The following is an 11,809-nucleotide window of genomic DNA, read 5'->3' on the forward strand; positions in this document are numbered from 1 at the left end:
GACCCCCATACCCCAGCACGCTTGGTCATGGCTCGGGCCCGGTCGAACGTAAATGCCTCGCGGCGGCGCGGCGCCACGACCGCATTGACGAAACTTCAGGGATCGTCGACCTTCCTTCCTTGCCCATGGCGAATCCCCGTGGTCCGACGCGCCCGCCGCGCACCCCTGCCCTGCTCCTCGTCGCGCTCTCCGCGTGCAGCGGTTCGCCGCCGCCTCCGCCCCTCCCCGCCCCGACCGAGCCCGCGCCTCAGGCGGAGGCGCCGCGCGCCGCGCCCGTCGCGCTCGGCCTCCTCGGCGAGGACGTGCCTTTCGTCGTGCCCGAGGACCTGTCCGCGGGCGCCGTCTCCGCGTTCGCGGGCCGCTACGAAAGAGTGGCTCTGCCGGCCCAGACGCCCGCGATCCTCGACGTGGACGGGCGCAGCGAGCGCGACGTGTGGATGCTCGCGGGTGATGGCCACGTGCTCTCGTGGGACGGCGCGCGCGTCGTCGATCGGGGCGCCCCGCAATGCTTCACCGACAGCTGCTGCGGCACGCTCGTCGACTGCGCGAAACAACCGGCGATGTGCTCGAAGAAGGCGATCGACGAATGCCAGCCCTTCGGCCCGAGCTGCGCGCTGCCGGTCACGTGGTCCACGATCCGAGCCACACCCGACGAGGTCAAGGTCATCGCGCTCGTGGAGACGGGCGGCCTCCGCGCGAGCGTGGTGGAGTCGCGGCTCGGCAAGAAGGGGCGATGGTCGTGTTACCAGGGGTCGGACGATCGCGTGCACCCCGGTTCGGCCGGGCGCGGCGACGGCCCGAGCGCCCGTGAGATCCAGGTCGACGGCGCCTCGATCCGGTTCGAGGGCCCCGCCTTTCTCGTCAATCGGTACGGCGGGCATCTGCTCCTCGTCGACGGGCGCCGCGTGCCGCTGCCGGACGACGTGCACCAGGGATTCACGGGCGCCGTGGACATCGCGGCGCGTTCGCCCGGGGATCTCTGGCTCTGGTCGGACGACGGCCGCGTGTGGAGGGGCAATGGGCTCTCGTGGACGCCGCGGCTCTCGGGGCTCGATGCGGTGAACGACCTCTGGTTCGACGCGAAAGACGCGGCGTGGGTCCTCGGTGCGCTCGGCGAGGACAACGAGCAGCTCCTCCGCTGGGACCTCGGCAAGGGCGGCGGCCAGCGCTTCGAGACGCCCGGCGCCACGGCGAGGCGCGGCGACGGGCGGGATTTCTGGCTCTGGGGCCCGAAGGCGCTCTACCACTGGGACGGCGCCGCGCTCGGCCGCGCCGTGCCGCCGCTCGCCGTCGCGCACGCGTGGCGCGGCCCCTCGGGCGAGCTCTGGCTCGTGGGCGCCGACATCTCGGCCGTGCTGCACAAGGCCGTCGAAAACGGCGACGAGGACGTGCGCGCGGGCGCCGTGTTCCGGGTCTGGGGAGGGCAGAAACCGTGAAGCGTGTGATCGTCCCCCTGCTCCTCGCGAGCGCGTGCAGCGCCGCGCCGCCCCCGCCTCCGCCTCCGCCGGGACCGGCGGAGGCGCATGCGCCCGTGGCCGCTCCCGAGGCCACACCTCGCTCGCCGTGGCTCGATCTCTCGCGCAGGAAGGACAAGACGCTGCTGCACGGGCACGACCCCGACGGCAACGTGCTGTACGAGGTGTCTTTCGGGGTCTCGCTCGCGGTGGCCGGCGCGCCGGACGGCGGCGCTTACGCCGTCATGATGGATCGGGGCCATTCCAACGATCCGGAGCACGTCGTCCGCATCGACGCGAAGGGCCACGAGACGTGGCGAACGGACTTCAAGACCGGCGGGCGGCGATGGAGCCTCTTCGTCGCCGGCGATCGCCTCTTCGCGTTCGATCTCGGCCACGGAAGCAAGAATCACCTCCACGTGCTCGACGCTGCCAACGGCACGCGCCTGCGTGACCTCGACCTCGTGATCTCCGACGCCGACGGGCGCGGCGGCGCCGTCGTCATCGCCGACGACAGCGGCGTGAGCCGGCTCGGACCCGAGGGCGATCCCATCTGGAACGTGCCCCTCCGTCGCTTCCCCTCGCTCGACCCGTCCTCGGCCGCGAGCGTCGACCGAAAGGTCGCCGTCGGGCTCGACGGCACCGTGCTCAGCGGCGCCTCCGACGGCTCGCTCGTCGCGCTCGATCCCGAGGGCAAACCGCTCTACCAGCTCGGCGTGCGTGGCGCCGTCGAGCGCATCGAAGCGCAGGCGGGCGGCCGTTTCCTCGTGCACACGACCGACGGCCGCGTCTCCGTGGAGCGCGGCGTCGTGCGGGAAAACGCGCAACCGGCGCCTCCCGAGGGCGTGCGGATCGTCGACACGCGGGAGGAAGCATCGAGCCACGAAGCCCCCACAGCGCCGCCCTGGAGACCCACGGTGGCCTATCGCGTGGAGCGCGAGGGCCTCGCCCCCGACAAACCTTTTCATCGGATCCAGTCCGTGGTCGCGATGGGGCCCCAGGACGTCTGGGTGCTCGGCCAGGCCACGCAGGGCCCGAGCGACGAGGCCGCGCTCTTTCACCACGACGGCCGGTCCTGGTCCGACCTCGGCGTGCCGTCGATGTCGTTCCCCAAGGAGGTCTTCGCCGAGGGCCTCCCCGCGCGCACGAGCCGGTTCATCGGCCTCGCGCTCTCCCGGAGCTCCAAAGGCGCGCTGCTCGTGCTCGGCGTGCGCGTGGGCGGCGCGGCGCGCCTCAGCGTGCTCGAGCGCGACGGCGCGGCCTACCGCGAGCGGAAGGAGCTCGTCCCCGCGGCGGCGAAGACCCCGATCGAATACGGCTCGAAGCTCTCCCACGTGGCCAGCGCCGGCGGTCGTGAGGTCGTGTGCAGCAGCGACCCCGCGATCTGCATCGAATTCGGCCGCGGGGTCACCCCAAACCTCCTCGCGGACGACGAGGGCCGGGAGATGCCCGACGTCCCCGGCGATCGCGTGGCCTTCGCGGGCGAGACGCTCTGGCGCACGAACGGCTTCGCGGCCGGCGAGGCCGACGTCTGGAGCTTTTCCGCCTCCGCCCTCACGCACTGGAACGGCGCCTCCTTCGTGCGCCACGAGAGCCCGCTGAAGGGCCGATCCGTCTGGGCCGGGGCGCGCGACGACGTCTGGATGGCGGGCGCGGAAGGCGGCCTCGCGCGCTTCGACGGCGCGCGCTGGTGGCGTGTCCTCGGGCTCGACGCCCAGGAAGCCCTCACCGTGACCGGCAGCGGCCGCGGCGACGTGTGGGTCTACGGAACCTCCGGCCTGTGGCACGTCACGCCCGAGCCACGCGCCGAAGCCGATCTCGAAGGCACGACGGCGCCCCCACCGCCACCCGCCGCCCCAAGCCGCGCGCTCCCCCTCGCAGGCATCGACGCATCGTACCGCCTGGAGCGCGTGGTGCTCGACCTCGACGGTCAGAGGCCGCTCCGCACGGCCCTCGGCGTCACGGAGGGCCCGGGCGGGGTCGTCTGGCTCCACGAAGGCGCTCGGATCATCGAATACGACGGCACGCGCGCGCGGCTGCTCCACCAGGACCCCAAGCCCGAGCCCTTCTTCTGCTGGTACGCCCCCGAGCCAGACTGCAACCTCTGCGCAGCCTGCACCGAGCGAAAGCCAAGATCCCTCGGCTGCCAGCACTGCCTCGCCCCCACCGCTCCCGGCGAAGGCGCAGCGCTCGCCGCCGACGGCTGGCTGCGCCTCCAAGCCGGCCACGCGTCCCCCGAGCCCACGCCGCTCTCGGACCTGCTCGCCGTCGCCGTCGCCCCCTCCGGCGCACTCTGGGCCGTCTCCGCGTCCGCCGACGACCTGCCCCGCGCGATGATCCGGGGCCCCCGAGGCCTCCGCCTCGTGACAGGCCTCCCGCCCGCAGCCTACGTCGACGTCGCCGTCCGCGCAGACGACGACGCCTGGCTCACCGGCGCCCTCACGACCGGCCTGATGTCCGGCCGCGCCGTCCCCGAAGGCGAAGGCACCCTCGTCCACTTCGACGGCCGCACCTTCACCCGCCACCGCGCCCCCGACGGCGCCCTGCTCTCCGTGGCAGCCGCCGGCCCCAGCGAAGCCTGGGCCGTCGGCCTCAGCGGCGCACTGCTCCACGCCAAAGGCAGCGTCGTGGACGCCTTCCACCTGGAGCGCGAGCCCGGCGCCCGTCTCCCCGTAACCCTCCGCGCCGTCGCAGCAACCAGCCCAAACGACGTCTGGATCGCAGGAGACAGCTCGACCCTGCTCCACTGGGACGGCAAATCCCTGCGTCGCGTCGACACGAGCACCGTCGGGCAGGAAGCCGCGCTCTCCGCGGTGATCGCGCCGCGGGGCAAGCCCGGGTGGGTGGTGGGCCCAGGCGGGATCTGGCGGGTGGTGCCGGTGCGGTGAAGGCGGCGTCTCGCTGGGGCGTTGCCCCAGGCCCCACCCGGGGCTGTCCGCCCCGGGACCCGGACCAGCGCCCGCGCTGGACTGGGGGTCGATGAACTGCGCTCCGCGCAGTTCATCGAACAGCCGGGGTCAAGACCACGGGCGATCCTGCCAGCCGAGACGGCAGCGCTGACGTTTTGATTGGCGGGGCGGTCCTACCGGCCTGTGGGAAGAACTGCGCGGAGCGCAGTTCTTCCCCCTGAGGTCCAGGGCTGGCGCTGCGAAGAGGGGGGGCGGACAGCTTGAAAAACTCTCCCCGCATCGACTGCGCTTCGCGCAGTCGATGCCCAGAGGTCCAGGGCTGGCCCTGGTTCGGGTCGAGGGGCGAATAGCCCCCGCGGGGCCCGGGGCAGCGCCCCGGCGCGGCGCTTCAGCCAGGGTCTTCGGCCTTCTTCTTTGCGCGGCGCTTATAAAGCGCTGACAGTTCGAAAGCTGTTGCGATGGCGGGCTCGGCGAGTTCGCGTGCGGCTGCGTCGGCGGCTTCGCGTGCGGTTCGGGTGAGGCTTGCGATGATTCCGTCGAGGAGGTCGAGGGTTTCGGTTTCGACGGGCGTGCCTCGTGGCTCTGCTTTGGTTTTGGCTGTTTCGCGCAGGGTTTGGGCTTGGGCTCCGAGGTCTTGAAGGGCTTGGGGGCCGCCGCGGTTTTGGGCGAAGTCTGCGATCAGGGGTTCTTTGAGGAGGGCTTGGAGGGCGTCGAGTTGTTTGGCGAGTTTCTCGGCGTCGTCGGCGGCTGCGGAGTCTTGGTCGAGGACGGCGTCGATTTTCTGGACCCAGGCGGTTTGGCCTGCGAGGAGGAGTGCGCGTTTGGAGCCGGCGAGCACCGATCTTGCGCGCAATCGGATTCCTTGGCCGTCTCGCATGGCGGCGGCGTGTGCGGCGGTGTCGATTTTTTTGCTTATGCGTTTGGATTCGCGACCGACGCCGGCTTCGATCAATGCGTCGCGTGCGTCTTTGAGTTCGGCGGCGTCTTCGGGGACGAAGCCGAAGGGTGCGAGCCTCGAGCCGTGGATCAGGTATGCGTTCAGGGTTTGGTTTGCCTGGTCCAGTGTGTCTTCGGAGCTGAAACGTTCGCCGTCTTTGATGAAGGCTGCGCGGGCTTCGGGGGCGAGGGATTTCACGTCGAGTGCCATGTGGAAACGTCCTCCCTGGAGGTGTGGACGCTACATGAGCGAGCGCACACCTGTCCAGGCGGGAGCCTGCGGGGCGGCTCTCTTCCTTGTTGACCTGGGGTGGGGCCGTACACTTCCGAGCATGGACTCCGTGGGGGCGAGGGTTGCGGCATCGCTCGGGCTTGCCTTGGGGTTGGGGGTTGTCTTCGTGCCGTTTGGCTGCGGGGGCGGGCCCATGGGGAGTTTGCGGCGGGGCGCTCATGGGTCGGGGGACGGGCCGTCGGTCCCTGCGGCGACGGTTGCGCGGCTTCAGGCGTGCGCCGAGCACGGCGCGGATCGGCTGACGGATACGCACTATGCGATTGCGTTCGATGTCGACGTGAAGGCGGACGGCCAGGTCGACACGGCCACGGTGCGGGAGTCGATGATCGCCGATCGGGAGATCGTGTCGTGCATGGAGGATGCGCTCCGCGGGATGACGTTGCCTGGGGTCGTCACGCCGCTGCGGTCTTCGGGGCCTGTCTACGGCGGCGGCGTCTCCTCGGCGGGACGGGCTCCCGTGGGCCACCCTGCGGCCGTGGTGGTTGGCGCCGCTGTCAACCTGGTTCCGATCTTGATCGTCGCCGCGGGGGTGACGATTGTCGTGGCTGTAACGGTGCATGTTGCGAGCGAGATGTCCGGGCCGAAAGATGAGCCCCCGCCGGCGCAACCGGACTGTAAGAAGGTGAAAGATGCGTGTATCACGGACTGTTCGCGGTCTTCACTGCCTACGGGTGATTACGGCTTCAAGTTCTGGAACTGCGTCAATCGATGCATGAAAGCAGCAGGGTGCTGAGATGAAAAGAGACGTTGCCGAGGCGATCAACAAGCTCATGCTCGAATATGGTGCAAAATTGGATGAGTCCGTAAGAATCGTGATGGAATCATGCAGCCCATCCGAATTCGAGTCGTATCGCGCAGCGGTGGGGCAGATCATGGGGACGATGCTCGTGGACGTGATGAATCCTATTTATCGCGAACATCCCGATCTCAAGCCTCCTCAGCTCGACGAGTGAAGCACATGCAGGCTGTCGACGAAAACAGGCGCTCTGTTGGTTCTGCCGGAAGGAGCCGGCGACGGTGAGGTATGCGCATCCGCAATTCAACGAGATGGTGTGTGCAACCTGCCTCGACCGGCTGGAGGTGCAAGATGCATACGAGCAGAAATGGTGCCATCACATCCTGGAGCTGGAAGACCAGGAGCGATACGATGAAGTGCTCGCCTGTATGCGAGCATCTTGCAAGCGCTCGGAAGGCACCAGGAAGCCCTGGCGGCTTTCGAGGAGGCGTTCAGCCATCAAGATCCCAAGTACGCAGCGTGCATTCCCTATCACTTGCCCACGCTGGTCGAGCTTTCCGAGAACCTCGGGCAACCGGTCGACGAGAAGTGGCGGCGTGTCGCAGAGGCGGGAGCGGAGGACTTTGCCGTCGAGCTGCCCGTCCGGGACTCGCTCGGAGAGAGCATGCGCGCCCTGGCGGAGATGACCCGAGAGATGCCGTCGAAGGCGGAGCGGGAGTGGAGACAGAAGCAGGGCGGCGGAGCTGGCGGGGGGGAACCGTAAGCCGGCCAGGAGGCGCGCGGGAGCCCGATGGGAGCTGCGTGGACCTGAGCCGGGACCGCGTGGGGCTGACCAGGGACCGCGCGGGGTTGATGCGGAACGTTGTGGGGCTCACCGCCGACCGCGTGGAGCTGACCGGGGAGCGCGTGGACCTCGCCCGGGGTCGTGCGAGGAGGCGCGCCACGGCGCCTGGACCCGAAGGGCGAGCGGTTGGACTTCAGCGAGACGGCGCGCGTGGTTCAGCCCGGAGCGCCTGCGGCTCCCCGCCGAACGCGTGAGCTTCCCGAGGTGGACGCATGAACCCGAGGACGGCGCGTCCGAGGTCGACGAAGGTCCGCGTGGACCCCAGGCACCGCGCGCCTGGACCTGTCGCGGCATCACCCGATGCCGTTCGCGACGAGCGCAGTCCTGAGCGCCCCCGCGAGGTTCCCCCGCCCCGCCACCTCGACGCGTTCCATCCCGAGCCATTCCGCCATCCCCGAAAGCTCCGCCGCCAGGAGCTCGGGCGTATTCGGGCCCGCGCCCGGCTCCGTGTGGGCGGCCTGGACGCGCAGCACGTTCGCCTTGCGGTCGGCCTTCAGGTCCACCCGCGCCGTGAGGGTGTCGCCTTCGAGGAATGGCAAAACGTAATAGCCGTGGGTGCGCTTCTCGGCCGGCGTATAGATCTCCAGCCGGATCTTCACCCCGAAGAGGCGCTCGGTGCGATCACGAAACCAGATCAGGTTGTCGAACGGCGAGAGCAGCGCATGGGCGGCGATCCGGCGCGGCGTCTGCGCCTCGGGGTGCAGGTAGGCAGGCTTGGAAAAGCCCTCGACCGTCACCGGCAAGAGCTCGCCCGCCTCGACGAGCTCTTGCACGCGGGCGCGTGCTCCCTGCAAAGGCAAGCGGAAATAATCCCGCAGGTCGGCCTCGGTCGCGACGCCCATGGCCCGGGAGGCCATGCGGACGAGCTCCCGCTGGGCGTCCGCTTCCGAGGGCGTGGGCACGCTCAGGATAGCGGGAGGCATGACCCGCTCGGTCAGATCATACACGCGCTCGAAGCCACGCCGCGTCGCTGTGGTCACGTGGCCGGCCCAGAACAACCATTCGAGCGCACGCTTGCCGTCGGACCAGGACCACCAGCCCGACGAGCCCCGCGGGCCCGTGGCGAAATCGCCGCCCGTCACCGGTCCCCGCTTTTCGATCTCGGCGAGCACGCTCTTCACGTACGCGCGCCGCTCCTTGCCGAATCGAGCGAGACCACCCCAGAGCTCTCCAGCCTCCGCGCGCGCCATCCGCCAGCGCAGCAAGGGCTGGAGGGAGAGCGGCATCAGCGAGGCCTCGTGCCCCCAGTATTCGAAGAGCGAACGCTTTTTCCCCCAAGCCTCCTTTTCCAGGAGCGCCTGGGGGTATCCGCCCAGGCGCGAGAATGCGGGGAGGTAGTGCGTGCGGACGAGGACATTGACGCTGTCGAGCTGGATCACGCCGAGCCGCTTTGCGGTCTTCGCGAAGTGACGCCGGGTCGCGCTCGCCGGCCGCGCTTCGGCAAATCCTTGCGCGGCAAGGCCGATGCGCCGCGCTTGTCGGGCCGAGAGGTCGAATGTCTTTTTCATGGGGGACCCGTAGGGTAGCCCCGGTTCGTCCGAGGGCCAAACGGGGGCGCGCCGCGCGAGCCGTCGCGGCCTTGCTCAGGTCGGTAGCGTGTATTGGCCGACGTAGCCGTGCTCGGTGCCGACGACCAGCGTCTTGCCGCGGAAGGCGCAGAAGATGCGCTCGCCGTGGACGCTGCGGCGGCCGAAGATCGGGCCGGTCCATCCGACGATCGTGCCCTCGCGATCGCAGACGACGACGCCGAGCGCGTGGCTCTTCGTCTTCGCGCACGCGGCGAGAAAGCGGCCGTCGTGGCTCACGGCCACGCTGCGCAAGGGGCCGTCGGAGAATTTTGGATCGGTCTTCGCGCCCCCGATGCCGTTCTCGAGCGCGTTCAGGCGGTCGCAATTGCCCGCCGCGTCCCAGCGGAAGATGCGGCACCTCCCGAGCGCGTAGACCTCGTCGCCCTGAACGACGAGCTCCGAGGGCCACGTGTAGCCCTTGAGCTTCTTGGGGACCGTGAGCGTGCGCCGGACCGCGCCGGCGGCGTCGCGCTCGACGAGCGTCGTGTCGGTGCCGACGAAGAAGCGGCCCGCGCCGTCGCTGCCGAGGCACGCGGATCCAGGCAGATCGCCGAGCGCCGTGATCGCGCCCGTCGTCACGTCGAGCACGCGCAGGCCGGTGGAGCCGTGGACGGCGAGCCGATCGGCGTCGATCCACGCGATCGACGCCGCGGGCTCGAGCCGCCGCACTTCGCGCCCCTCCGCGAGATCGAGGACGACCACCGGGAAGCCGGCGTTGCCGCAGCGCACCGCCGCCCAGCGGCCGCCAGGCGAGAGTCGCAGCCCATCGAGGACGGGCTCGACCGCGGGCGTGACGGGGATGGGCGCGCCGCCATCGATGCGGACGCCGTCTTCATGCAGCGTGACGACACGCTCGCCGGCGAGCGCGAGGCCGAGCAGCGCGACGGGCCCTTCGCCGAGCGGGCGCCCCGTGCGCGGGTCGACGAGGAAGAGGCCGAAGCGCGACGCGATCGCGGTGTGCTCGTCGAGGAGCGCATGGACCCCGGAGCCGATGAGCGTGTGCAGGGGCGGCACCGCGGGAAGCTCCTCCGGCACGAGGCTCGTGGTGTCGAAGAGCGTGTTCGTGCCCGTATGGCGGCCGAGGAGGAAGCGGCCGTCGACGCTCGCGAGCATCGGGTTACGCGCGCGCCAGACGTCCGCACGTCGCCAGGCCTCGAACGCGTCGGGCACGGGGAGAGCGGCGCCGTCGCGGCCGTGGCGTTGCGTGCCGCCGGCTTGCTCGGGTTCCCGGCCGAGGAAGAGCGCGTGGTTTCCGACGCGCAGGACCTGGCCGGGCATCCCGCCGGTGTTCAGCGGGACGAACGCGCCGCCGTCGCGCGCGTACCAGCCGTCGTAGAGCAGGACATCCCCGGTCGCCGGATCGACCTGCGGCGGGAGGTTTCCGCTGTTGCCGATGCGAAGCGTGTCCGTGACGGTGTTCGTGTTCGTGTCGTGTGTCTCGATCACCTCGCCGCCGTCACGGCGCACGACGAGGCGCAGGCGCTCGGGCGCGAGGGGATCGAAGAAGGGCCATGCATCGGGCGCCTCGATTTTCGTGGCGGCTCCGCCGGGGCGGACGACGTGGATCGTGCTCCCCACGGCGAAGGCGACGACGCCGGCGTCCGATACCGCCGCTTTGCCGAGCCGCGCGTCTCCGAAGCGATACCCCGTGCGCGCCGGGATGTGCTCGAGGACCTCGGTGAAGGCGCGCCCATCGTGCGAGAAGACGCGAACCCGCAGCGCGTCCTTGTCGTCGCGCTCGTTCTCGTCGGCGGGAAGCTCGGCGTCGAAGACCGCGACGTACGAGCCGCGGGGCGCGACCACGAGGGTCGCGTTGACGGAAGCGGGCCGCCCGGACAGCGGCTGCGCCAGATCCGAACCACGAGACAACTGCGCCCAACGCGTCGATTTCGCCATCACCTCTCCAACGTTCCGCGGTCTCATACATGACGCGCGGTCCTGCTGTCCACCGCGACGCAACCGTCGGGGCGAACGGCACGTACTGGCGAGAAATCGCGTGGCCTGCTGAGATGCGGGCCTTCGTTCGAAGGTCGAGGAGTCGACGGATGCAGATGTGGATCGTTGGGTTGGGTGCGCTCGTGCTGGTGAGCGGGTGCGGCGCATTCGAGGCGAGGGCGCCGCGGCCGTTCACGCCGCACGCTGTGGAGAAGGACTCCGTGGTCGTGAGCGAGTCGACCTTCGAGAGCGCCGACGGATGGGTGCATTTCGAGCGCTCGTGGAAGCCGAAGGAAGGCACGCGGGGCGTGCTCGTCGTGGTGCACGGCCTCAAGGACCACAGCGCCCGGTACGCCGAATTCGCGGTGGGGCTCGCGAAGCGCGGGTTTTCGGTGCGTTCCTACGATCATCGCGGCCATGGGCGATCGGACGGCAAACCGCAGCGCGTGGGCGAATTCGCCGATTTCGTCACCGACCTCGACGCCTTCGTTCGCCGCGGCAAACAGGCCGAGCCGAACGTGCCGGTGTTCGTGCTCGGGCATAGCATGGGAGGCGCCATTGCCACGGGCTACGCGCTCGACCACCAGAAGGACATCGCGGGCCTCTTGCTCAGCGCGCCGGCGCTCGCCACGGACGCGAGCGGCGCGGCGAAATTCGGGGCGCACTTCACGTCGGCGCTGTTTCCCGGGGCGGGCGTGGCGGAGCTGCCGCTCGAAAAATTCTCCCGATCCGCGGACGTGATCGCCGCCGCGAAGAACGACCCGCTCGTCGACTGGAGCGACGTGCCCGCGCGGACGATCGCCGGCCTGCTCGACACGATGGATCGCATCGAGGAGAATCGATCGAAGCTCGTCTTGCCGATCCTCGGAATGCACGGGTCGATCGACGAGATCACCCTGCCCGCGGGGACGCGGGCGTTCGTCGGCGGCGTCGGGAGCAAGGACAAAACCTTGTGGATGTGCCCCAAGCTCGTCCACGACCTCCTGCACGAGCCCGAGGGCGCCGAAATGGCCGACGGCGTGGCCCGCTGGCTGGAGGCCCATACCGGGGAAAACGCCGGCGGCGCCGCCGCGGCGCTCGCGCCGCCCAAGCCCTGCAACGCGGTCGCATTCTGAGGCGCGGGCGCTTCGGGAGC

9 protein-coding genes are annotated in these 11,809 nt (G+C 70.2%); 6 read left to right on the forward strand and 3 right to left on the reverse strand.

The window, feature by feature from the left end; all coding sequences use genetic code 11:
* The first annotated feature begins 125 nt into the window (after window positions 1-125).
* A complete protein-coding gene (locus QHF85_RS19790) occupies window positions 126-1,436 on the forward strand; it encodes a hypothetical protein (protein ID WP_281328792.1) in 1,311 nt (436 codons plus the stop codon).
* Window positions 1,433-4,342, forward strand: a complete 2,910-nt coding sequence (locus QHF85_RS19795) for a hypothetical protein (protein WP_281328793.1) — start codon at window positions 1,433-1,435, stop codon at window positions 4,340-4,342. The genes QHF85_RS19790 and QHF85_RS19795 overlap by 4 nt, the downstream gene beginning before the upstream one ends.
* Window positions 4,343-4,751: 409 nt before the next feature.
* On the opposite strand, the gene QHF85_RS19800 is transcribed toward QHF85_RS19795, so the two are convergent.
* Window positions 4,752-5,510 (reverse strand): hypothetical protein, encoded by a 759-nt coding sequence (locus QHF85_RS19800; protein ID WP_281328794.1) that lies wholly within the window; start codon window positions 5,508-5,510, stop codon window positions 4,752-4,754.
* 214 nt (window positions 5,511-5,724) lie between these two features.
* On the opposite strand from QHF85_RS19800, the gene QHF85_RS19805 reads away from it, so the two are divergent.
* The 3 genes from QHF85_RS19805 to QHF85_RS19815 all read left to right on the forward strand — a co-directional run bounded on the left by QHF85_RS19805 (window position 5,725) and on the right by QHF85_RS19815 (window position 7,090).
* On the forward strand, window positions 5,725-6,324 hold the full coding sequence (locus QHF85_RS19805) for a hypothetical protein (protein ID WP_281328795.1): 600 nt from the start codon (window positions 5,725-5,727) through the stop codon (window positions 6,322-6,324).
* 1 nt (window position 6,325) lies between these two features.
* Window positions 6,326-6,544, forward strand: a complete 219-nt coding sequence (locus tag QHF85_RS19810; protein ID WP_281328796.1) for a hypothetical protein — start codon at window positions 6,326-6,328, stop codon at window positions 6,542-6,544.
* A 222-nt stretch (window positions 6,545-6,766) separates the two neighbouring features.
* The gene (locus tag QHF85_RS19815; RefSeq protein WP_281328797.1) at window positions 6,767-7,090 is read left to right on the forward strand and encodes a hypothetical protein; all 324 of its coding nucleotides are present in this window, start codon (window positions 6,767-6,769) and stop codon (window positions 7,088-7,090) included.
* 374 nt (window positions 7,091-7,464) lie between these two features.
* Here QHF85_RS19815 and QHF85_RS19820 read toward each other — a convergent pair whose 3' ends face one another.
* Both QHF85_RS19820 and QHF85_RS19825 read right to left on the reverse strand, forming a co-directional pair.
* The gene (locus QHF85_RS19820) at window positions 7,465-8,679 is read right to left on the reverse strand and encodes a winged helix-turn-helix domain-containing protein (protein WP_281328798.1); all 1,215 of its coding nucleotides are present in this window, start codon (window positions 8,677-8,679) and stop codon (window positions 7,465-7,467) included.
* A 75-nt stretch (window positions 8,680-8,754) separates the two neighbouring features.
* Window positions 8,755-10,542: a hypothetical protein gene (locus QHF85_RS19825; RefSeq protein WP_281328799.1), complete on the reverse strand. Its 1,788-nt coding sequence runs from the start codon at window positions 10,540-10,542 to the stop codon at window positions 8,755-8,757.
* Between the two features lie 242 nt (window positions 10,543-10,784).
* On the opposite strand from QHF85_RS19825, the gene QHF85_RS19830 reads away from it, so the two are divergent.
* Window positions 10,785-11,789: an alpha/beta hydrolase gene (locus QHF85_RS19830; protein ID WP_281328800.1), complete on the forward strand. Its 1,005-nt coding sequence runs from the start codon at window positions 10,785-10,787 to the stop codon at window positions 11,787-11,789.
* The last annotated feature ends 20 nt before the right edge of the window (window positions 11,790-11,809 follow it).

The sequence above is a fragment of the Polyangium sp. 6x1 genome (genome assembly GCF_029946515.1).
In the GTDB taxonomy this organism is placed as follows: domain Bacteria; phylum Myxococcota_A; class Polyangia; order Polyangiales; family Polyangiaceae; genus Polyangium.

What these genes read in the sequence shown, in the direction of transcription:
- QHF85_RS19830 (WP_281328800.1), top strand. Translation starts at nt 10,785, where the DNA reads ATGCAGATGTGGATCGTTGGGTTGGGTGCGCTCGTGCTGGTGAGCGGG.
- QHF85_RS19800 (WP_281328794.1), bottom strand. Translation starts at nt 5,510, where the DNA reads ATGGCACTCGACGTGAAATCCCTCGCCCCCGAAGCCCGCGCAGCCTTC.
- QHF85_RS19805 (WP_281328795.1), top strand. Translation starts at nt 5,725, where the DNA reads ATGGGGAGTTTGCGGCGGGGCGCTCATGGGTCGGGGGACGGGCCGTCG.
- QHF85_RS19810 (WP_281328796.1), top strand. Translation starts at nt 6,326, where the DNA reads ATGAAAAGAGACGTTGCCGAGGCGATCAACAAGCTCATGCTCGAATAT.
- QHF85_RS19790 (WP_281328792.1), top strand. Translation starts at nt 126, where the DNA reads ATGGCGAATCCCCGTGGTCCGACGCGCCCGCCGCGCACCCCTGCCCTG.
- QHF85_RS19820 (WP_281328798.1), bottom strand. Translation starts at nt 8,679, where the DNA reads ATGAAAAAGACATTCGACCTCTCGGCCCGACAAGCGCGGCGCATCGGC.